Genomic DNA, 21,967 nt, shown 5'->3' with positions numbered 1-21,967 from the left:
GAAATCCCCCCGTTAATGAAGTTTGTTCGTTTCCTTACCTGACAACGTGAAGCGATGAGCGTTGAACGTTTTCTTCTGACTTCACCCGAATTTCTTCTCGTCGTGTCGCCTCTCGATGACGGTTACGCATCGAGATACTACTGAGCACACCGAGAACACCCATCATCATGATGAGCGATGTTCCTCCATAACTGACCAGTGGCAAGGTTACGCCTGTCCCTGGGAACCAACCGGACATCGCACCGATGTTGATGGCCGTCTGGATAATGATTTGTGATGCAATCCCAAACGATACGAACATCGCAAAGTGACTATCCGCATGATTGGCGATATGGATCGCGCGAAAGGCGATGAAGAAGAGTAGGACTAAAACCGTCAATACACCGAGGAATCCTAACTCCTCCGCAATGATCGACATGATATAGTCGGTTTCTGGTTCTGGCAAATATCCATACTTTTGAAAACTGTTCCCAAGTCCGACTCCAGTCAATCCACCATGTACAATTGAGATAATCGACATGAGCAATTGGTGTCCATATCCTTCCGGGTCCATGAACGGGTTGAACACGACTTCAATCCGACTTCGTTGATTCTCCGAGAAGATGGTCGTGAACAATACGAATACAGTACCAACCCCAGCTAAAATCCCTGGAATCAAAATTCGAAGCGGCGCCCCGACACCGAACCACATGAGCAACATGATGGAACCGAGGACGAATAACCCCCCCATATCCGGCTGTCCATTGATTGCGATCGCATAAAACGAAAAGTAAAAGAGGACAGGCACTAAAAAGAAGGCGCTGATTTGTGCACGCAACCCTTTTTTCGTGATAGCGGCCCGCGCCAATCGACCAGGGAGTCCTTTCAACTCATTATTCCATAGTTCATGGTAGTAGTTCGCAAGCAGTATGATGAGGACGAACTTCGCAATCTCGACCGGTTGAATGGTCATTCCTCCGATGATGAGCCAAGCTCGCGCCCCATTCAATGGAGGCATCGCCCACGTGACAAACAGCAAGATGACAGAGAGCGCATAAAGACCGAGGCGAATGCCTTTTTTCCGAAACATCTCATATCGGAACAATGTCGCAATCAAATAGACAAAGATTCCAATGCCAACGTAGACGAGCTGGCGATAGAATAAACTACTATTCGCGTAATCCCCACGATTCCAAACACTAGCACTATAAATCATGATGGAGCTTAGCCCGACGAGTAAGAGCACTGACAAAAACAACGCAAAATCAAAATACCGAAACCGTGTTTTCATGTATTCACTTCCTTATGTAAAACAATCCGACAACCCTTATAAAAAAATACTCAAACAGCGCCACTTGCACAGTTTGAGTATAAGGTTCATAATTCTGAAGCTTCTGCCAAAGCAGACAACTTTTGTTCCAATGAATCGAGCAGTCCTTTACCTTCAATGTCTGAAATGAGTCCAAGACGAACCGCAAAATCAATTTGGCGCGATAGTCCAAACATATGTGTATCAAGCACCTCTTCATAAAGCGGGCACTTCGGCATTTTTAGGTTTTCTAACTGCACTTCAATCAGACAACGGATTTTTTCAGCATCCGCCTCGAGTAATTGAAGCGCTTGCTCCCGTTGGATTGCAGCCAAATTTGTCGCCACTACGACCCCTCCTCCGTACGATGACAGACTGTTTGTCATAACTCAACTGTACATTATCTTTCATCATAATTCAATGTACAGTATGAATGAACGCGACATTCTTCCTCTTTTCCATTTTACGAGAAAGAGCGCTATAATGAAACGTGTAATGTGTATGAAGGGGGATATAAGCATGATTTTTCCACTTGATGGAGCGGTTCGCCACAGTCTGACGATTGACCCGACCGTATGGATTTTTGACGAACGAAAACGGAAGATTGAAGATTTGGACTCGGTGACGGAGAATGACCGTGAGGCATACTATGCGAAAATGGGGAAAGCATGGGATGACGGATTGTCACAAGGAACTCGAATCGACCACAATAAACCGATGTCACGACAAGACAAAGATGCAGCATTACGCGACTCGTTCGCCATGCCGCTCGCGCCATTTTTAAACAATGCTGAACCGATTGAACTTGCGACACATGTCCGTTTTTACGGGGAAACAGTATTGACTCTATCGCTCAGCGAGGCAGCACAAGTATATTTACAATTTTCAAAAGACGGAAAAGTACTTACCGACGGACCTGTCTATGTATTATACGAGGATCAGGTCATTCGCCAAGTCAATCATATCACCGTATTAAGCAATTAATGAGAAGGTTCACACCTTCTCATTTTTTGGACTTTTTAGTTCATAAAGTGTAGTATATAGAGTGTTGATTACCAATTAAATAAGAAAGGTCGTGACGCTTACGATACCTCTATGGAAACGAAACTTAATGGTTGTTTGGATTGGTAGCTTCTTGACCGCTGCCTCGATGAGTCTCGTCCTACCATTCCTCCCATTGTTCATCGAACAACTCGGGGTAAAGGATCCGGACCACGTCGTCACTTGGTCTGCGATTGCCTTCGGCGCGACGTTCCTCGTAGCTGCCATCGTTTCTCCGATGTGGGGGCGCTTAGCTGACCGAAAAGGAAGGAAACTGATGCTCATCCGAGCCAGTCTCGGGATGGCCATCGTCATGTTTCTTATCAGCTTCGTCCAAGACGTGTATCAACTCGTCGGATTGCGTTTACTCATGGGTGCCGTGTCCGGATTTATCTCAGCCGGCATCACGTTAGTCGCATCCCAAACCCCAAAAGAGAAAAGTGGCTGGGCGCTCGGTACCCTGTCAACCGGTGGAATCACTGGTGGTCTACTCGGTCCCCTCATCGGTGGATTGCTTGCAGACTGGATTGGGCTTCGATCCGTTTTTCTCTTTACCGGAAGTGCACTCTTCCTGACGTTCCTCATCACGCTTTGGTTCGTAAAAGAAGATTTTGTCCCAGTGAAACGTGAAGAACTCGCGTCGATGAAATCGATTTTCGCCTCACTGCGACATCCTCAGTTGATTGTCGGGCTGTTTGTGACAACATTCCTCATTCAGTTCTCGACACAATCCATCGGACCGCTCTTGACATTATACGTACGTGAATTGAATCCGAGCACAACCGCGCTCGCCTTCATGGCAGGGATTGTCGCCTCCGCTCCGGGACTGGCCGCTCTCTTTTCGGCGCAGCGTCTCGGACGGTTATCAGACCGATATGGGGCAGAACGCATCTTGTTTTGGGCACTGCTCCTCTATAGCCTATTCTTGATTCCGCAAGCATTCGTTACCTCAACGACTCAACTCATTTTGTTGCGTTTCGGAATCGGATTCGCAACGGCTGCCTTAATGCCGTCCGTACAATCGCTACTGCGCCAACATACGCCGGTCTCTGCGACCGGCCGGATCTTTTCGTACAATCAGTCCGCTCAGTTCATGGGGAATCTACTCGGACCGTTATTTGGATCCCAAATCGTGGCACACTTCGGATTTTCTGCCCTGTTCATCCTCACGGGATTGATTATGATCTCAAATGCCTTCTTAGAACGGACGAACGTTCAGTCACTACAACTCGATACAAAATAACGCCGAGTGCGAAACTCGGCGTTATTTGTGTATATCGCTTATAGTAAATCAGCCGCCAATCGTGCAAGGGATGAACGTTCCCCTTTCACGAGTTGAACGTGCCCGAAGACGTTTTGTCCTTTGAAGCGTTCCACCGCGTACGTCAATCCGTTCGAATACTCATCTAAATACGGATGATCGATTTGATACGGGTCGCCGACGAGTACGATTTTCGAGTTCTCACCGACTCGGGTGAGAATGGTTTTAATTTCGTGCTTCGTTAAGTTCTGTGCCTCATCGATGATGATGAACTGGTCCGGCATACTTCTACCTCGAATATAGGTGAGCGCCTCGAGCTGAATCGATTTCATACCGGCTAGAATATTCCCGAGCTCGTCTTTTGAATTCGCATTAAATAAAAATTCCAAGTTATCATAAATCGGTTGCATCCAAGGACGAAGCTTCTCTTCCATTTCCCCTGGCAAGTAACCGATATCGTTCCCCATCGGCACGACTGGGCGAGCGACGACTAGCTTATTGTAACGCTGTTCATCCTCGACGAGCGATAGACCTGCTGCTAGAGCAAGGAGCGTCTTCCCGGTACCGGCTTTCCCAAGTAAGGTGACAAACGGAATGTCATCCCGAAGCAGCAGGTCGAGTGCCATCCGCTGTTGAACGTTTCGCGGATGAATTCCCCAAATATGATCAGCATCGAGTGCCAGTGGTCGTAAAATCGGTTGAAGCGAATCGACCACAGCAAGCGCACTCGCTTTCGACACATTACTTTTCAAGACGACGAACGAGTTCGGATATAGCACTTGTTTCGTCAAGGCCGTCGTCGGCAATTGACGGACTTTATAAAATTCATCGATGAGCGACTGATCGACTTCAATCTCTCGATAGCCGGCGTATAAGTCCGTCGTGTCAACGATATGATCTGTCAAGTAGTCTTCTGCGTCAATTCCAATGGCGTCCGCTTTGACACGGACCAATATATCTTTTGAGACGACGACGACCTTTCGACCCGCGTCATGCTCGTATTGTTTCATTAATCCTAACGCTACCATTAAGATGCGATTATCATTCGTCATGACATCGAACGGGATATCGACCTGGTGTTCATGACCGATTTCGACAAACAGACGTCCTCCGTTTTCAAGTGGGACCCCGTCATGAAGTTTCCCCGATGACCGGAGCTGGTCGAGGACACGCGACGTTTCACGGGCGTTCCGCCCGACCTCATCCATGTTACGTTTCTTCCCATCTAACTCTTCTAGGACGATGGCTGGAATCACCACGTCGTGTTCTTCAAATTGAAATAAGGATAGCGGATCATGTAGGAGTACGTTCGTATCAAGTACATACGTTTTTTTCATAGACTTTGCCGCCCCTCGAATATAGGATGGTATTCAAGAATGAAGACTTTCTTTCACTTCACGGTCAAGCTTTTCCGCCGCACGAATATCGTATGTTTTCGTGATTTCGGGCTGTGCGTAAGCTGCTCCATAAAACGAGATGTTCCTCACTTCTTCGACATGTCCTTCAAAAAAACGAAGATGAAGGCTTGGTTTGACCGCCGGGTCGAACTCTCGAATTGATGAGAGTAAAACATGATAGGACTGACCATCTTCGATAAAGATGAGGCCAGCCGTCTTTTCAGTCGTCAAGATGGTCACGATATGGGAATTTCTCGTTAATGCGAACCGGACCGTGACAGCATCTAACGCTTGCACCCAACTGATGGCATGGCTGATCGGCCAACGCTTTGCCTCGTCAAAACCAACGAGAAATGTTAACGGCATGTCATTCAACAAGCGCTCTTGCGCAGCTGTCAGTTCAAACGTTGCCTTGCTCGCCATTCAACTCCCCTCCTTTTCACCGGGTATGGTTGTACCATTCTCCCTTACCGGTTCAATTCCCTGCTTTTAACGGTTGAAATCATGCTATACTCATCGTATAGAGGAAGGTGAAAAGATGCGTGTAAAATGTTCTCTTTGCGATAAAGTCGAGACGATCGACTCATGGTCGTTTGAAGCAAAACGCTTGCGTAACAAACCGGCGAAAACGTATATGTGTCAAGAGTGTCAGGAGCGAATCAGCGAACGAACGGCTGAACGCGCCGCATCTGGACAGTTCAAGTTATATCCTACATTTCGACAAAAACGAAACTGGTAATGCAAACGGGCGCCTCCGAAGAGACGCCCGTATTTTTTATGATTCTACCGCATCTTGACGACGATTCCACCAGAGGCGGCCACGATAGATGGCCAACACGATAGCCATGACGGCAAGCACTTCCGGGATTGGCCATGTGAAAAAGACGAGTGCCATCGTACCTGCTCCAAGTGAAAGGAGAATATAGACGATGAGCGACTTCCACCATGCCAATTGTTTCGCAAAACCAAGTTTAAAGACAAGGATTGTCAGTAAGATGACCGTGACAACGAGTGCATTGAACCCAACGGAAAAGTCGTTCGGGTCACTGCCGACACCTAGCATCGAAGCGATCCACGGAACGTCAATTTGTGTGATATCGATTGTTTGAGAAGCTTTCAAGACAAAGAGTCCCCCTTTATTTCATACACATCCATTCTACACTATTCCATGCAAAAGGGAACGCCGAAGCGTCCCCTTTCTTCTAACTTATTCTTTACCAAGTTTACGACGCTTGTCTGCTTTCTCGCGTTCGTTCTTGTTTAAGATTTTCTTACGGAGACGGATCGACTCCGGTGTAATTTCACAGAACTCGTCATCGTTTAAGAACGTGAGTGACTCTTCAAGTGAGAAGACGCGCGGACGTTTCAAGACTTGTGTCGAGTCTTTTGCAGAAGCACGCATGTTCGTCAATTGTTTCCCTTTAACAGCGTTAATGGCAAGGTCAACATCACGGTTACATTCCCCGATGATCATTCCTTCATACACATCTGTACCTGGCTCGATAAAGATTGTCCCACGGTCTTCAAGGGCACCGATTGAGTAGGCCGTCGACTTCCCGTTTTCGATACAAACCATAACACCGCTACGACGACCACCGATATCAGCAGCAATATATGGACGGTACTCTTCGAACGTATGGTTCAAGATTCCGTATCCACGTGTCGCTGACAAGAATTCGTTACGGTAACCGATAAGACCACGTGATGGCACGAGGAATTCCATACGTGTCTGACCGTTGTCATTCGTGTTCATGTTCGCAAGCTCACCTTTACGGAGACCGATCGATTCCATGACTGAACCTGTGTACTCTTCAGGTACATCGATGATGACGCGCTCGAACGGCTCAACTTTTGTGCCGCTTTCGTCTTCGCGGATGATAACTTGCGGTTTCGATACTTGGAGCTCGTAACCTTCACGACGCATGTTTTCAATCAAGATCCCGAGGTGAAGCTCACCGCGTCCTGATACGATCCATTGGTCTGGTGAATCTGTGTTTTCGACACGGAGTGAAACGTCCGTCTCGAGTTGTTTCATCAAACGCTCTTCGATTTTACGCGCCGTCACGAAATCGCCTTCACGTCCTGCGAATGGAGAGTTGTTTGTCATGAAACGCATTTGAAGCGTTGGCTCATCGATGCGAAGGAGCGGAAGTGGCTCTTCTTTACCGACTGGCGTTACCGTTTCACCGACGTTGATATCTTCCATTCCGGCGATAGCGATCAAGTCACCTGCTTTTGCTTCTTCGATTTCGACGCGCTTGAGGCCGAAGTAACCGAACAATTTCGTGACACGAAGTTGCTTCACCGTACCGTCTGTCTTACAAAGCGATACTTGTTCACCGACTTTGATTTTCCCACGGAAGACGCGACCTACGCCGATACGGCCGAGGTAGTTGTCATAGTCGAGCATCGTCACTTGGAATTGAAGTGGCTCGTCTGAGTTGTCCACTGGAGCCGGCGTGTTTTCGAGAATCGTGTCGAGCACGTGAGTGATTGTATCTTCTTGTTTTTCTGGGTCAGGATCGAACGAACTTGAACCGCTGACTGCTGATGTATAGACGACAGGGAATTCAAGTTGATCTTCATCTGCGCCAAGGTCGATCAAGAGATCAACAACTTCATCGACAACGTCGAGTGGACGAACCATCGGCTTATCGATTTTGTTGACGACGACAATCGGACGAAGTCCTTGGTCGAGTGCTTTTTTCAATACGAAACGAGTTTGTGGCATACAGCCTTCACGCGCATCGACAACAAGAATAACGCCGTCTACCATACGCATGATTCGCTCAACTTCTCCACCGAAGTCTGCGTGACCTGGTGTATCTACGATGTTGATGCGAGTCTCTTTATAATCGATTGCTGTGTTTTTTGCGAGAATCGTAATTCCGCGCTCACGCTCGATATCGTTCGAGTCCATCGCGCGTTCTGCGACTGCCTCGTTCGTCCGGAAAGTACCAGACTGTTTCAATAATTCATCGACTAACGTTGTTTTACCGTGGTCAACGTGCGCGATGATGGCTACGTTACGAAGGTTTGTTCTTACGTTCATGTAGTTATTCCTCTCTTATTTAAAAAATTTCAACTTTTCTTCAACTTTAAGAGTATAGCACACGTCACAGTACCTTTGTCGAGTGGAATCGACTGTGAACGTTTTCATCTCGTGTTTTTTATCATACAATAGGGAAGAGAAGAGAAAATAAGGAGGAACCTCCATGCAGCTAATGTTTGTATTGATCGCAACAGCCGTTGTCGCAGGATTCGTCGGCATTGGAATCGGGGTGGCCGAGGGGAGCGCCGCCATTATCTTGGGCAGCCTCGTGTTAAGTGGCGTAGCGACATACTTTGGTATTCAATTGCGTCGCCGCATTCTTTCAGACCATCAATCATAAAAAAAAGGGTTACTCCGGTATCATGTCGGAGTAACCCTTTTACTTGCGTTTATAGTGGACGTGTCAAGCAGATGCGGTCGCGTAAAATGAGTCCATCTTCTTCGATGTCATTGTACCCGTGATTACGAAAATAATCGCGTTCCACCGAATCGAATCGGAATCCAGCTTGTTGGTAAAAACGCAGTTGCATGATGCTTGAATTCCCTGTACAGACGAGCAGTTCTTTTCCACCAATCAACGTGGCCCGCTTCACTGCGTCTTGTAACATGCGTTGACCGATTGTTTGGTTTTGACGTTCCGGCTTCACTGCGATATTGACGAGTTCAACCCGCTCGTCTCCGTGTGAGACGAGCATATATGCACCGACAATCTCACCACCGAGTAACGCTTTGTACGTACGCCCTTCCTCGAATTGTTCCCGGACCATCGTTTCATTCGGATTCGCCAAGACGAGTAGATCGCGGATTTCTTCATACGAATCATGTTCCACGATGTGTAAGTCCGGTTTTGCTTCAGCCGTGACCCCTTTTGCGATGACGTAATGTTTGATGACGTCATTTACAAATGAGTCGCTCCCAGCCAGGACAGATGTTTTTCCGTCATAGCGAATCGGCTCACCATATAAGGAAACGACACGTCCCCCTACTTCTTCTACGAGTAATTTGCCAGCAGCGTAGTCCCATGGCATATTGCGCATCGTGATGTAGCCGTCCACGCGACCGGCGGCAAGCCAGGCTAATTCAAGCGATGCAGCACCATGGGCCCGCGTCCCAATCGAGTCTCGTACAATCGGTGCGAGTATTTCCGGGGCAATCTGGTGGTTCGGCGTGACCCACGTCGCATTCATACTTAAAAATGCGTCTCGGACATGATGTTCATGAAGAGTCGTCAATGTCCGACCATTCAACGTCGCCCCGTATCCTTTCCGCGCCATGAACATCTCATCCGCCATGACGTCATAGACGAATCCATATTCCACGACTCCATCCATCATGATCGCGATAGAGATGGCAAACATACGTTTTTGATGAATAAAATTTAACGTCCCATCAATCGGGTCGACAAACCAGACGGTACCAGTCAATTGTTCTGGCTGATTTGTTGTCCCTTCTTCCCCCATAATCTGATGTTCCGGAAATGTTTGTTGGATTCGACGGACAATCAATTGTTCCACCGCTCGGTCGATTTCAGTGACCAAGTCCCCTTTTCCCGTCTTTCGTTCCACTTCATAACTTTGATCAATCTCGCGACGAATCAGTTCTCCCGCTTGTTTGATTAAGTCGACTGCAAACCATTCTATCATCTGTGATCACCTCAACTGTATTGTACCAAACAAAAACCAGTATCCGCTCGGAATACTGGTTGAATGTGTGTGTAATGGTTAGGCTTCGAGACGCAATAATTCTTGGCGGTACTTCTCTAACCGATGCTTGCTAGCCTGAACTGTAGCATCATCTTGTGACGCCATCGCATCGAAGAGGGTTGCCAATTCATAATCAATCTCTAAGCGCAGCACCGGGATCCGTTTTTCTGCGTCTTTTCTTTTGAATGCCTCAATCACTTGTTTCATAAGATGCCACACTCCTTTTGTTGGGCTACAAGTTACGGTTTAGTGAGTTGAATTGAGTATATCAGATAAAATTCGAAAAAGGAAGAGAATTGTCTGACTATTTTGAATTTTTTATCTTAATGGATATATTCCCAATTCCGAGGTCCCTAAACCTGATTTGGTGTTAATGAACTGTACCCGATTTATAGGAGAAATAACAAAAAAGCATGCCTGAATTTGCTCGGGCATGCTCGGTCTTACAGTTTAATCATTTTACTCGAGGACTTCATTGCCGCCTGAACCGTACGATATGTGGAATAACCTGTCTGCTCGTCGTGAACCGCGTTCAGTTGTTTCTCCTCCGACTTAGATGTTACGATTTGCTTGAAGGCACGATAGGAATCAAGAAAAACCTCTCGTTCGACCCCACCTTCATTGGCTTGAGCGACGACGTTATAAAACTCGACGACTTCAATCAATTCGTCTGTCGTCCAATCCGGATTGATCGGATAGTTAATTTGCATATTGTTTCACCTCGACACCCATTGTAACAACAAAAAAAACTATTGCAAGTTGAGCCAGAAATCTCTATAGTTTTTTTGTTGCTTCTTTTTTTAAAAACAACATATATCATAACGATACTATTCATCTTATAAATAAACTGATTCAAGGGGGATTTACGATTGAAATTAAAAGGTGCTACTCAGCTCGAAACGCCACTATTTGACACGTTGCTTGAACATGTCGACTCAAACCCGATTGCGTTCCACATTCCTGGTCATAAAAGCGGAAAAGGGATGGACCCAGAGTTTCGTGACTTTATTGGTGAAAACGCCCTAAAAATTGATTTGATTAACATTGCCCCACTCGATGACCTCCATCATCCAAAAGCGGCAATCGCTGAAGCGGAACGCTTGGCGGCAGAGGCGTTCCGTGCTGACGAGACCTTTTTCTCCGTTCAAGGGACATCGAGTGCCATCATGGCGATGATCATGGGTGTCGTTGGCCCGAACGAAAAAATCATTGTGCCACGGAACGTCCATAAATCCGTCATGTCCGCGCTCGTCTTAACGGGTGCTCATCCGGTCTTCATCCACCCGGAATTTGACGAAACATACGGCATCGCCCACGGAATCACAGCTAGTGCCGTAGAACGCGCACTTGAACTTCACCCGGACACAAAAGCCGTTCTCGTCATTAATCCGACTTATTTCGGTGTCGCAGGTGATTTAGAGCGTATCGTGTCTGTCGCTCATGAGCAAGACGTTCCTGTACTTGTCGATGAGGCACACGGCGTTCATCTCCCTTTTCACGATGAACTCCCACTCTCGGCGATGCAAGCGGGAGCAGATGTGGCGGCGACGAGTGTACACAAGCTTGGTGGTTCAATGACAGGCAGTTCGATTTTGAACGTACGCCGCGGTCTCGTCTCGCCAGAACGAATTCATGCGATGCTTTCCATGATTACAACGACTTCGACGTCCTACTTGCTCCTCGCTTCTCTCGACGCGGCACGTCGACAGTTAGCGACAAAGGGACACATGATGAATGAACGTGCACTTGAGCTTGCGAGAACGGCTCGTACAGCAATCAACCACATGCCGAACTTGTCAGTATACGGTCATGCCGAATTGCATTCTGAATCGACATACGCGCTCGACGAAACGAAAGTACTCGTATCCGTGCGCGAACTCGGAATAACAGGATTTGAAGTCGAGAAATATCTTCGGGACAAACACCGCATCGAAGTCGAGATGTCCGATTTATTGAATGTGCTCTTTATCGTCACATCAGCGGATGATGAGTCAACGATTCAAGCATTGATTGAAGCGATGCGAGACGTCGTCTCCGTTTATCAGAAGTCTGGGAACGATTCACTATCGATCATGCTCCCAGAGATTCCACCTCTTGCGCTCAGCCCTCGTGATGCGTTTTATGAAGAGACGGAAACGATCCCTCTCGAAAACGCAGTCGGCCGTATTTCAGCGGAATTCATTATGGTGTATCCACCAGGGATTCCGATCATCATTCCAGGCGAATTGATTACGACTTCGACACTCGAGTACATCATGGCCAACATTGAAGCGGGTCTTCCGGTTCAAGGTCTTGAAGATGAGTCACTGCAAATGATTAAAGTCATCCAACAAACAAAAGCGATTCGCTAAATAAAAAATGAGCCGGTCATCGTGACCGGCTCATTTTTTATGTCATCTCAGAAAAGGTGGCTGTAGATGATCGAATTGCTTCCCCTAGTGCCTATTATAAGAAAACGCTTACATTTTTTCAAGTATCAATTTCTTCAGATGCTTGTGTTTTTTCGACCAAGCAAAGTCGTAAAAATTCAGCGACGTGTTCCGTGTCGTTCAAGTTAATGCCAAGCATCGGATACAATTGACGTGGCTCTTCTAGCGCATGCAAATCAAGAAGGGCCGATTGACCCGTTTGCATACAGACGACTAACACCTTGCCCATGAATTGCTTTGTATAGACGAAACCAAAATCATAACGAGCGGCTTCTGTTTCAATACCGGTAAATCGGACACGACTCGTCTCGGATACGGTGTATAATAACTCCTCATCGAATGCCATCAGGATTCCCTCCCTTCTCTCTTCACATGTATTTTCCTTTATACTACTAGTATGAAACCTAAGGAGAGAATGACAATGAAGATTGATTATGCAACGGAGTTAAACGTAGAAACTCTTGTCCAGTTCATGCATGGCCTATGGCCAGACGCCCCTATTGAAGAATTACGAATGGAAGTCAAACTCGGTCTCGCCTCAAAAAAGATGCATTATTTCATCGCATCAAATGAACATGGGGAGGCAGTTGGTTTTTGTCAGCTCAGTTTTCGACATGACTACGTGCCAGGTTCTAGCACGTCACCGACCGCCTATATGGAAGGAATCTATGTCATTGAATCAGAGCGCCATCGAGGTGTTGCCTCTCGTTTGGTCGATGCTGCGTCGACCTTCGCGGCGCGTCATGGTTGTATCGAACTGGCATCGGATACCGAGCTTGAAAACGAGGACAGTCAACGCTTTCACGAGAAAATTGGATTCAAGGAAGTCGAGCGTGTCGTCACCTACATGAAAAAGCTCTCTCACGAAAAGTGAGAGAGCTTTTATGAGTGTTCTTATTTAACGACGTGGATTGGCATACCCATTGCGATTTCAGCAGCTTCCATTGCCATCTCACCGAGTGATGGGTGAGCGTGGATTGTAAGTGCGATATCTTCAGCAGTCATACCAGCCTCGATTGCAAGACCAAGCTCAGCAATCATATCTGAAGCGCCAGTACCCGCGATTTGAGCACCGATCAAGAGACCGTCCTCTTTGCGTGTGATGAGCTTCATGAAGCCGTCTGGCTCGTCAAGTGCAAGTGCACGACCGTTCGCTGCGAATGGGAATTTCGAAACTGTGATTTCGAGTCCTTCTTCTTTTGCGAGTGGCTCTGTGTAACCAACCGTTGCGAGCTCAGGATCTGTGAAGACGACTGCAGGGATTGCAGAGTAGTCGAGGTAAGCTGGCTTACCTGCTGCTGCTTCCGCTGCGATTTTCGCTTCGTAAGATGCTTTGTGTGCAAGTGGTGGTCCAGGAACGATATCACCGATTGCATAGATGTTTTCGTTCGATGTTTTACACTGGTCATCGATTTCGATGATTCCGCGGTCGCTGATTTTAACGTCTGCGTTCTCAAGACCGATGTCACCTGTGTTTGGACGACGACCAACTGTGACGAGGACATAGTCCGCTTCAACAGATTGTTCTTCACCGTTTACTTCAAACTTAACTGTTACGCCGTCTTCCGTTTCTTCAACACCTTTAGCAAGTGCATTCGTGTGGATCGTGACGTTCCCTTTTTGCTTGAGTTTCTTCTTAACGATTTGCGTCATTTGTGGTTCGAAACCAGACAAGATGTCGCTAGCGCCCTCTACAACGACAACTTCTGTATCGAAGTTAGCGTATGCAGTACCGAGCTCCATACCGATGTATCCACCGCCGATAACGACGAGTTTCTTCGGTACTTCAGGAAGTGCCAAAGCGCCAGTTGAAGAAAGGACGCGTTTAGACCATTTGAACGATGGGATCTCGATTGGTGTAGAACCAGTCGCGACAATCGCTTTTTTAAATTTGTAAGGAGTTGAGCTGTCTTCAGTGATGACACGAACTGTGTCTTCAGACGCGAAGAACGCTTCACCTTGAACGATCTCGATTTTGTTTCCTTTGAGGAGACCTTTGACACCGCCAGTCAATTTGTTAACGACTGACTGTTTCCAATCTTGAACTTTTGTGAAGTCCACTGACACGTTGTCAGACGTGATTCCCATTGAATCATGACCTTTAGCGTGTTGGAAGTTGTGTCCTGCTGTGATCAACGCTTTCGATGGGATACATCCGACGTTCAAGCAGACACCACCGAAGTTGCCTTTCTCAACGATAGTTACTTTCATTCCGAGCTGTGCGCCACGGATTGCGGCAACGTATCCACCAGGACCGGCACCGATGACAAGCAAATCAGTTTCTTGTGCGAATTCTCCTACTACCATGTTCTTATCCCTCCATCATTAGAAGTGCTGGGTCTTCGAGCAAGCGTTTCACCATGTTAAGAGCGTTTTGTGCAGTCGCACCGTCGATGAGGCGGTGGTCAAAGCTGAATGAAAGTGCAAGTACTGGTGCAGCAACGATTTCACCGTTCTTCACGACAGCTTTCTCAGCGATACGGCCGATACCGAGAATCGCAACTTCTGGGTGGTTGATGACAGGTGTGAACCATTGTCCACCAGCTGAACCGATGTTTGTGATTGTGATCGATCCGCCTTTCATGTCTTCCCCAGCGAGCTTACCTTCACGAGCTTTACCTGCAAGTTCGTTAATGTTTGTAGCAAGTGCATAGATTGATTTACGGTCTGCATCTTTTACGACTGGTACAACGAGTCCGTTGTCCGTGTCAGCTGCAATCCCGATGTTGTAGTAGTTTTTGTAGACGATTTCTTCGTTCACGTCATCGATTGAAGCGTTGATTGTTGGGAATGCTTTCGCTGCAGCAGTCAATGCTTTCACGACGAATGGCAAGTACGTGAGTTTCACGCCTTGGTCAGCCGCGACTTGTTTGAAGTCTTTGCGGAGTGCAACGAGTTTTGTAACGTCGACTTCGTCCATGAGTGTAACGTGTGGTGCAGTGTGTTTCGAGTTAACCATAGCTTTCGAGATGGCTTTACGGATTCCACGGATTTTCTCACGTGTTTCAAGTTCAGGAGTCGCTGACTCGTAAGGCTTGATTTCCGTTTTCGCAGCAGCTGCTGGTGCTACAGATTCTGTTTTCTCTGTTGTAGCTTCTGCAGACGGTGCTTCGCCGTTCGCGAATGCATCGATGTCTTCTTTCAATACACGGCCGTTGTCGCCAGAACCGTTGACTTCACGGATGTCGACACCTTTTTCACGTGCATATTTACGGACAGATGGCATAGCGATAACACGCTCAGATTTGTGAAGTTGAACGTCGCGTGGCGCGTCTTCTTTCACATCTTCTTTTACGTCTTCTGTCTTCTCTTCTGCTTTCGGTTGTTCAGGTGTTTCTTCTTCACCTGCTGGTGCATCGCCTTCGATGTCAAACGTAATGAGGACGTCGCCGACTACTGCAACTGTACCTTCAGAAACTTTAACTTCTTTGACTGTACCGTCGACTGGAGCTGGGATTTCAACGACTGCTTTGTCGTTTTGTACTTCTAAAAGAACATCGTCCTCTTTGACCGTATCCCCTGCTTTTACGAACCACTTGACGATTTCACCTTCGTGAATACCTTCACCGATATCTGGTAATTTAAATTCAAATACTGCCACTGGTTTTTCCTCCCATCAATTCATCATGTAAACACGACAAGGGAGACAATTCTCCCTCATCGTTTATTCGACACGATCTTAGAAGTTCACAACTTCCTTAACTTTTGCAACGACATCTTTATGGTCAGGTAACCACATGTCTTCACCTTGTGCGAATGCGAAAACTGTGTCTGGTGCAGTTACTCGAAGAACTGGTGCTTCGAGGTGAAGAATTGCGCGCTCTTGAATTTCAGTTACAACGTTCGCTGCGATACCTGCTTGACGTTGTGCTTCTTGAACGACGATCGCACGACCTGTTTTCTTAACAGACTCTACGATTGTGTCAATATCAAGCGGGCTCACTGTCATGAGGTCGATTACTTCAACGTTGATGTTTTCTTTTTCAAGTTCTTCCGCTGCTTTAAGTGAAGTATGCACCATCGCACCGTAAGTGATGATTGAAACGTCTGTACCTTCACGTTTCACATCTGCTTTACCGAGTTCGATTGTGTAATCACCTTCAGGTACTTCGCCACGGAATGAACGATACAATTTCATGTGCTCGAGGAACACGACTGGATCGTTGTCACGGATTGACGCGATCAACAAACCTTTTGCATCGTAAGGAGTTGATGGAATAACAACTTTAAGACCAGGTGTCTGAGCCATCAAGCCTTCAAGGCTGTCCGCGTGAAGCTCAGGTGTCTTAACTCCACCACCGAATGGTGAACGGATTGTGATTGGTTGGCTGTAAGCGCCGCCTGAACGGTAACGCATACGTGCCATTTGAGCTGCGATTGAGTCGAAAACTTCGAATACGAATCCGAAGAATTGAACTTCCATAATCGGACGGAATCCAGTAAGACCTAGACCGATCGCAAGACCACCAATCCCTGATTCAGCGAGTGGCGTGTCGAAGACACGGTCTTCGCCGAGCTCGTCTTGGAGACCTTCCGTCGCGCGGAATACCCCACCGTTTTTACCAACGTCTTCTCCGAAAAGAAGTACTTTCTCGTCGCGTTTCATTTCAACGCGCATCGCATCAGTAATCGCTTGGATCATTGTCATTTGAGCCATAACTTACTTCGACTCCTTTGCAGTATATTCTTCAAGCTGTTCTTTCAAGTTTGAAGGAAGTTCTTCGAACATGTTGTTGATGAAGTCCGAAACTTTTTGTTTTGGTTCTTTGTCTGCTTGGCTGATTGCTTCTTTCACGTCAGCTTTTGCTTGCTCGATCACTTCGTTCTCCATGTCTTCGTTCCAGAGTTTCTTGTTCTCAAGGAAGAGACGGAAACGTACGAGTGGATCTTTTTCTTGATACTCTGTGTCGAGTTCTTTTGTACGGTAACGTGTTGGGTCATCCCCAGCGAGCGTATGTGGTCCGTAACGGTAAGTGAGTGACTCGATAAGTGTCGGTGTTCCCTCGAGTGCGTCGACGCGAGCTTGTTGAGTCGCTGCGAGCACTGCAAGAACGTCCATTCCATCTACTTGAATTCCGTTGATTCCAGCTGCAACAGCTTTTTGCGCGATCGTTTTAGCTGCAGTTTGCTTTTCAACAGGAGTTGAGATAGCGAAACGGTTGTTTTGAACGACGAAGATTGCTGGTGATTTGAATGCACCTGCAAAGTTCAATCCTTCGTAGAAGTCACCTTGTGATGAGCCACCGTCACCTGTGTAAGTAATGGCGACATTTTTGTTGCCGTTGCGTTTGAGGCCCATTGCCACACCCGCAGTTTGAATGATTTGTGCACCGATGATGATTTGTGGCATCAATACGTTGACACCTTCAGGGATGCGGTTTCCTGCCACGTGTCCACGTGAGAACAAGAACGCTTGATAAAGCGGAAGTCCGTGGAATACGAGTTGTGGGATATCACGATATCCTGGAAGGATCCAGTCCTCTTTGTCGAGCGCGTATTGCGTCCCGATCATCGTCGCCTCTTGACCTGCCACTGGCGCGTAGAATCCTAAGCGACCTTGACGGTTAAGTGAGATGGCGCGTTGGTCCCAGATTCGAGTATAGACCATGCGGCGCATGAGTTCCTGAAGTTGCTCGTCCGTTAGGTCAGGCATTGCGTCTTGGTTGACGACCTCACCCTTCTCGTCGAGAATACGGAACGTTTGGAAGTTTTCTTCCACGTTTTGAAGTACCTGAACGTTGTTCATTCGTTTCACCTCATCCTTTCAACTATGAGACAATTGTCTTTTTTGTGATCAAACACTATCTCAAATCTTACGTGTATCTGTCCAAAAAAGCAATCTGTATTAACGTGATTCAGAAAAGTTATCCTCTCCTGACGTTTCCTTGTTAGTATAAAACGGGTTGTTTCAATAACGCAAAAAATATGCTTACCGAAATAAAACGCTTACATTCAAGGGATATGACATCCTTTTCACCACTGTATTATTTTCATTTCACCTTCTGTACCATCCACGTTCCTTCCTGTTTAAATATGATATAATCAATCATATAAGTTCGATAGAAAGGAAGTTGTGTATGTTAACCATGAAAGATGTCATCCGCGAAGGAGACGAGCGACTTCGCGCGCGTTCAGCCGAAGTTTCGATTCCGCCAACAACAGAAGATTTGGCGTTACTCGACGAGATGGAGACGTTTCTTGTCAATAGTCAAGACCCAGAGATGAGCGAGAAATACGAGTTACGAGGTGGTGTCGGAATCGCCGCACCTCAACTCGGTGTAAATCGCCGTTTCTTCACAGTATTGCTACAAGAAGAGGAAGAGACGTTCAAACTCTCCATCTTCAATCCTAAAATTACAAGTCATTCCGTCGAACAGACATTTTTGAATGGCGGCGAAGGCTGTCTATCGGTCGATCGCGTGGTCAAAGGAAATGTACCTCGTTTTCGTCGAATCACGTTAGAAGGGTTCGACCGCGACGGGAAGCCGATTAAGCTTCGTCTGCGCGGAATGCGCGCTGTCGTATGTCAGCACGAGCTCGATCATTTAGACGGGATCATGTTCTATGACCGGATCAATATGTCGAACCCGTTAGAAACATACGGCGAACCGATTTAACATGTTTAGTTCGAGAAAAAGGGCACTGTTGTTACTATTCCCATTTTTATTTCTTTTAATCGGTGGATGTGTGCGAATCAATTATGATGCAACCGTCCACTATGACCAATCTGTTTCGCTTGAAACGACTTACGCTTTCCGTGATCATCCAGTCATGAAATTGCTCAATCTCAGACTCGACTGGGATACGTGGAAAGAGCAAGCAGAAGCGAACGGGTATGAAACAGAAGATTATTCGAGTCCTGATGACTACGAAGGCATGGTCTTAAAGAAGACATTTAAAAACGTGGACGAGTTGCAACAGATTAAAGAGGAATGGAAAACGGGACCAGCCGGTATTTTAGTCCCTCCGGATATTCAGTTCGACATCGAACAACAGGAAGGCATTTGGTTTGATTCATATACACTCCAAACCAATCTCGACCTCCGACTCGATCGGGTCGACTTACCCGGTGTTGAACTAACCGGCTCCCCAAAAAAATTGGCTGAACGATATATCCGCCAAGCCGACATTCGCTTTAACTTGACTGTTCCGACCGGCGTATTCGTTGAGGATGGAACTGGCCTAGACCTCCGTTCTATGAAACATGTCGAGTGGCAAGTGTACGGAGGACGCCAAAACAATGTAAAGTTAGTCGCCCATGTGCCGAACGTTAAAGCATGGGTGATCACCATCATCGTATTGGTGTCAGCTATCATCTTAAGTTACTTCATTTGGCGCAAATATCGTCGGAATGTTGGCAACCCAAAAGAGACATCCATTCGTTCACGTCTTCTCGGACTGTTGATTGTCTCACTTTCACTCGCTCTCATCATCGTCACCTTCCGACAAGAGTTGACAAACGAGCATCAATCCGAGGCGATACGTCAAGCTTCTCAAACGAATGAGTTCATCCCTACGTTTGCAGTTCATGGACTACTCGGGACAGACCGGACGTTCCTCCGCTTCTCTCAAGCGATGGAACAAAGTGGTCAAGCGACTGACGGGGCGCTTTGTACCGTGACTGTCAAAGGCAAGACCGACTGTGAAATATATGATTTTAGTTCAACTCGTCCGATTGTCCGAATCGAGTTCGAAGATGCAGAGGCTTCTTTAAACAATCAGACAAAGTGGTTGAATGCAGCCATTGAAACATATAAAAAAACGAGAAATCGATCATTCGATCGGATGTATATCATTGCCCATAGTATGGGTGGCGTAGCCGCTGCCAACTATATCCTGAATCAAGAGACGTACATCGTCGATAAGTTTGTGACGTTCGATAGCCCGTTCGGCGGGACGCGCCTTGCAAACTTCGGTTTATCTGCCAGTAACTTCGGCATTAATACCGGAAGCCCTGCCATCCGTGATTTGTCCCCTAACTCAGACGGACTGCAAGCATTCCAGTCTAAACTCGAGACATGGCCGAGGTCTGTTCAGGTACTCTCCTTCTCTGGACGAGGTGGCGAATTCAATTTGATTGAACCGGCAAGTTCGCTGTTACTTGAAGAGTATACGAATAACATTCAGACAGAGACGGTGCCGTACGACCATTTCTCGCTTCACCGTAAAAGTGACGTCTTGAAAGAGACCGGGAAATTCTTATATGAATACACGAATGAGTTTAATCCAATCGAGACGAACTAACGTCAAAACAGCTATCCCCAAACTTTGAGGATAGCTGTTTTTTTAATAGGTCATCGTCCATGTGACTTTTTGAAGCCAATACATCATATACTTTCCGAGCGGGAGATCCGTTTGAATCTCATCATATGCTACCGTATACGCGCCGTTCTCATTGTTCCATAGACGATTAAAATACTCGTCCACCTCATTAAAGAAGGTTGTATCCACTTCTCCTGTCACTTCGACGTCTGCCTCTAGGTTGTAATCGTTCATGTTCCGGGTCGTATAGTTCCCCGAGCCTAAGACAACGGTTTTCTCCTCACCATCCACATAGAGGATTTTTGGATGATATTGTTCCTTTCCGACATCATACCAGCGAATCTCGATATGCTCCGGGTTGACGGTGTTCAGTTCTGCCGTCACCGGTAAGTTCGGTAACCCTGATTTCGATCGACCGAACGCATTCGTGTTCGGATCGAGGATCAAGTTCACAGTCACCCCGCGCCCTGCGGCATCCTCGATTGCTTGAATGATATTCCGGTCTGCCAAATAAAACATTCCGATCCAAATGGTGTCTCCATCGTCCGCCCCATTCATTGCATCGAGCACTGACTCTTGAATTTTCCCTTCGGTGACGTAACGAATCTCCATTGGGGCCTCGCTCGGCGCATTTTCAATCTTCGACAACGCTTCATCATCAGGGAATCGGCGTGCATCTCCTTTCGAGAACGTCGCGACCGCTTGCTCACCTTCAACGATTTCTTTTAAAATCGGTCCATTTAAATGGACACCGACATTCGAGTGGTATCCGCTAGCGTCATGTGGATTGGCGGATAGTACAAATCCCTCATTTTCAGTGACCATCACCTTCCGATGGTTCGCTTTGATGTTGAGCAACCTTAAATAAGCACGAACCGTAATGTCCGGTGCCGAAGAGCCCATCGGATTCGGTAACCAGCCGGATTGACTGTCCCCGAACCATTGAAGCGCCATTCGATAAAACGTGGAGTAAAGAATATTTGGGTCACGAAGTTCGTCGAGATTTGTGTACACGACTTCAACCCCTGCCTCCTCCAGTACATCGAAGTGGTCGGAAACGTGCCCGTTATAAGTCGTATTGATATCGTCTGTAATAAAAACGACTTTCAAGTCCGGATATCGCTCCATTTGCTCAAGCAATGCCGATGACAGGCGCGATGTGATGTCAGGATATTGTCGGTCTTCATTCGAATAAGGATTGAATAAAAAAAAGTCCATGACGATGTATTCCTTTGCCTCACGTATTGCTCGTTCAACTTCACTAAATATCTCTTGTTCGACAATCTCCGTATCTTCCCCTTGATAGGTCAAATCGTGGAGAAAATCGATTTGGTCATCTGTGATGAGATATGGTTCAGATTGTCTCGACACGCCTTCCGGTAATGGTTTGACTTGATGATATACGAGCGTGATGAGAAAAATGACCGCTACGATTGCAGCTCCCCATTTCAGCCACCCTTTCTTCCCCTTTTTCTTCGCCATAAGCTTCCCCTCCTCATTTGCTGGTGAAAAAAACGAGCCGTAGTCTCCTACA

Annotated in this window: 23 protein-coding genes; 8 read left to right on the top strand and 15 right to left on the bottom strand. The window is 46.9% G+C overall.

The features are described from left to right. Positions 1 to 34: 34 nt before the first annotated feature. Positions 35 to 1,270: an FtsW/RodA/SpoVE family cell cycle protein gene (locus tag F3H97_RS02685; protein ID WP_196430490.1), complete on the bottom strand. Its 1,236-nt coding sequence runs from the start codon at positions 1,268 to 1,270 to the stop codon at positions 35 to 37. 86 nt (positions 1,271 to 1,356) lie between these two features. Continuing rightward, positions 1,357 to 1,635, bottom strand: coding sequence for an Fpa/YlaN family protein (locus F3H97_RS02680; RefSeq protein WP_015881276.1), 279 nt, complete (start codon positions 1,633 to 1,635; stop codon positions 1,357 to 1,359). 172 nt (positions 1,636 to 1,807) lie between these two features. On the opposite strand from F3H97_RS02680, the gene F3H97_RS02675 reads away from it, so the two are divergent. Continuing rightward, entirely contained in the window at positions 1,808 to 2,272 is a 465-nt protein-coding gene (locus F3H97_RS02675; RefSeq protein WP_196430489.1) for a hypothetical protein, read from the top strand. A gap of 127 nt (positions 2,273 to 2,399) precedes the next feature. Next, the gene (locus F3H97_RS02670; RefSeq protein ID WP_230872793.1) at positions 2,400 to 3,572 is read left to right on the top strand and encodes a multidrug efflux MFS transporter; all 1,173 of its coding nucleotides are present in this window, start codon (positions 2,400 to 2,402) and stop codon (positions 3,570 to 3,572) included. Positions 3,573 to 3,610: 38 nt separating this feature from the next. Here F3H97_RS02670 and F3H97_RS02665 read toward each other — a convergent pair whose 3' ends face one another. Both F3H97_RS02665 and F3H97_RS02660 read right to left on the bottom strand, forming a co-directional pair. Next, a complete protein-coding gene (locus F3H97_RS02665) occupies positions 3,611 to 4,927 on the bottom strand; it encodes a PhoH family protein (RefSeq protein ID WP_031421530.1) in 1,317 nt (438 codons plus the stop codon). A gap of 33 nt (positions 4,928 to 4,960) precedes the next feature. After that, entirely contained in the window at positions 4,961 to 5,410 is a 450-nt protein-coding gene (locus F3H97_RS02660) for a PNPOx family protein (protein WP_074037365.1), read from the bottom strand. Positions 5,411 to 5,525: 115 nt separating this feature from the next. On the opposite strand from F3H97_RS02660, the gene F3H97_RS02655 reads away from it, so the two are divergent. Further along, on the top strand, positions 5,526 to 5,726 hold the full coding sequence (locus tag F3H97_RS02655; protein ID WP_015881271.1) for a YlaI family protein: 201 nt from the start codon (positions 5,526 to 5,528) through the stop codon (positions 5,724 to 5,726). A gap of 36 nt (positions 5,727 to 5,762) precedes the next feature. Here the strand turns inward: F3H97_RS02655 and F3H97_RS02650 are convergent, their stop codons facing one another. Both F3H97_RS02650 and typA read right to left on the bottom strand, forming a co-directional pair. Next, positions 5,763 to 6,107: a YlaH-like family protein gene (locus tag F3H97_RS02650; protein ID WP_015881270.1), complete on the bottom strand. Its 345-nt coding sequence runs from the start codon at positions 6,105 to 6,107 to the stop codon at positions 5,763 to 5,765. A gap of 87 nt (positions 6,108 to 6,194) precedes the next feature. Next, a complete protein-coding gene (gene typA / locus F3H97_RS02645; protein ID WP_196430488.1) occupies positions 6,195 to 8,039 on the bottom strand; it encodes a translational GTPase TypA in 1,845 nt (614 codons plus the stop codon). Positions 8,040 to 8,202: 163 nt separating this feature from the next. Here typA and F3H97_RS02640 point away from each other — a divergent pair, with 163 nt between their 5' ends. Further along, positions 8,203 to 8,379, top strand: coding sequence for a DUF5325 family protein (locus F3H97_RS02640; protein WP_159562038.1), 177 nt, complete (start codon positions 8,203 to 8,205; stop codon positions 8,377 to 8,379). A gap of 49 nt (positions 8,380 to 8,428) precedes the next feature. Here the strand turns inward: F3H97_RS02640 and F3H97_RS02635 are convergent, their stop codons facing one another. From F3H97_RS02635 to F3H97_RS02625, 3 genes are all read right to left on the bottom strand, one after another. Next, the gene (locus tag F3H97_RS02635) at positions 8,429 to 9,682 is read right to left on the bottom strand and encodes an inositol monophosphatase family protein (RefSeq protein ID WP_196430487.1); all 1,254 of its coding nucleotides are present in this window, start codon (positions 9,680 to 9,682) and stop codon (positions 8,429 to 8,431) included. Positions 9,683 to 9,760: 78 nt separating this feature from the next. After that, positions 9,761 to 9,949: a hypothetical protein gene (locus F3H97_RS02630; RefSeq protein ID WP_015881266.1), complete on the bottom strand. Its 189-nt coding sequence runs from the start codon at positions 9,947 to 9,949 to the stop codon at positions 9,761 to 9,763. A 236-nt stretch (positions 9,950 to 10,185) separates the two neighbouring features. After that, positions 10,186 to 10,452, bottom strand: coding sequence for a UPF0223 family protein (locus tag F3H97_RS02625; RefSeq protein ID WP_031421520.1), 267 nt, complete (start codon positions 10,450 to 10,452; stop codon positions 10,186 to 10,188). 159 nt (positions 10,453 to 10,611) lie between these two features. Between F3H97_RS02625 and F3H97_RS02620 the strand changes: the two genes are divergently transcribed. Next, the gene (locus tag F3H97_RS02620; protein WP_196430486.1) at positions 10,612 to 12,093 is read left to right on the top strand and encodes an aminotransferase class I/II-fold pyridoxal phosphate-dependent enzyme; all 1,482 of its coding nucleotides are present in this window, start codon (positions 10,612 to 10,614) and stop codon (positions 12,091 to 12,093) included. Between the two features lie 118 nt (positions 12,094 to 12,211). Here the strand turns inward: F3H97_RS02620 and F3H97_RS02615 are convergent, their stop codons facing one another. Beyond that, the gene (locus F3H97_RS02615; RefSeq protein WP_196430485.1) at positions 12,212 to 12,517 is read right to left on the bottom strand and encodes a DUF3055 domain-containing protein; all 306 of its coding nucleotides are present in this window, start codon (positions 12,515 to 12,517) and stop codon (positions 12,212 to 12,214) included. 75 nt (positions 12,518 to 12,592) lie between these two features. Between F3H97_RS02615 and aac(6') the strand changes: the two genes are divergently transcribed. Continuing rightward, entirely contained in the window at positions 12,593 to 13,045 is a 453-nt protein-coding gene (gene aac(6') / locus F3H97_RS02610; protein ID WP_196430484.1) for an aminoglycoside 6'-N-acetyltransferase, read from the top strand. Positions 13,046 to 13,065: 20 nt separating this feature from the next. Here the strand turns inward: aac(6') and lpdA are convergent, their stop codons facing one another. From lpdA to pdhA, 4 genes are all read right to left on the bottom strand, one after another. Then, the gene (gene lpdA / locus F3H97_RS02605; RefSeq protein ID WP_015881261.1) at positions 13,066 to 14,478 is read right to left on the bottom strand and encodes a dihydrolipoyl dehydrogenase; all 1,413 of its coding nucleotides are present in this window, start codon (positions 14,476 to 14,478) and stop codon (positions 13,066 to 13,068) included. A 4-nt stretch (positions 14,479 to 14,482) separates the two neighbouring features. After that, the gene (locus F3H97_RS02600; RefSeq protein WP_015881260.1) at positions 14,483 to 15,772 is read right to left on the bottom strand and encodes a dihydrolipoamide acetyltransferase family protein; all 1,290 of its coding nucleotides are present in this window, start codon (positions 15,770 to 15,772) and stop codon (positions 14,483 to 14,485) included. Between the two features lie 78 nt (positions 15,773 to 15,850). Further along, positions 15,851 to 16,828: an alpha-ketoacid dehydrogenase subunit beta gene (locus tag F3H97_RS02595; protein ID WP_074034993.1), complete on the bottom strand. Its 978-nt coding sequence runs from the start codon at positions 16,826 to 16,828 to the stop codon at positions 15,851 to 15,853. 3 nt (positions 16,829 to 16,831) lie between these two features. Further along, positions 16,832 to 17,917 (bottom strand): pyruvate dehydrogenase (acetyl-transferring) E1 component subunit alpha, encoded by a 1,086-nt coding sequence (gene pdhA / locus F3H97_RS02590; protein WP_015881258.1) that lies wholly within the window; start codon positions 17,915 to 17,917, stop codon positions 16,832 to 16,834. Positions 17,918 to 18,248: 331 nt separating this feature from the next. Here pdhA and def point away from each other — a divergent pair, with 331 nt between their 5' ends. Together def and F3H97_RS02580 are read left to right on the top strand one after the other, a co-directional pair. After that, entirely contained in the window at positions 18,249 to 18,788 is a 540-nt protein-coding gene (gene def, locus F3H97_RS02585; RefSeq protein ID WP_196430483.1) for a peptide deformylase, read from the top strand. Position 18,789: 1 nt separating this feature from the next. Then, on the top strand, positions 18,790 to 20,415 hold the full coding sequence (locus F3H97_RS02580) for an alpha/beta hydrolase (protein WP_196430482.1): 1,626 nt from the start codon (positions 18,790 to 18,792) through the stop codon (positions 20,413 to 20,415). 42 nt (positions 20,416 to 20,457) lie between these two features. Here F3H97_RS02580 and F3H97_RS02575 read toward each other — a convergent pair whose 3' ends face one another. Further along, entirely contained in the window at positions 20,458 to 21,915 is a 1,458-nt protein-coding gene (locus tag F3H97_RS02575; RefSeq protein WP_196430481.1) for a phospholipase D family protein, read from the bottom strand. Between the last annotated feature and the right edge of the window lie 52 nt (positions 21,916 to 21,967).

The sequence above is a fragment of the Exiguobacterium sp. SRB7LM genome (assembly GCF_015712685.1).
GTDB lineage: Bacteria > Bacillota > Bacilli > Exiguobacteriales > Exiguobacteriaceae > Exiguobacterium > Exiguobacterium profundum.
This window is presented reverse-complemented; position numbering and strand designations above follow the sequence as displayed.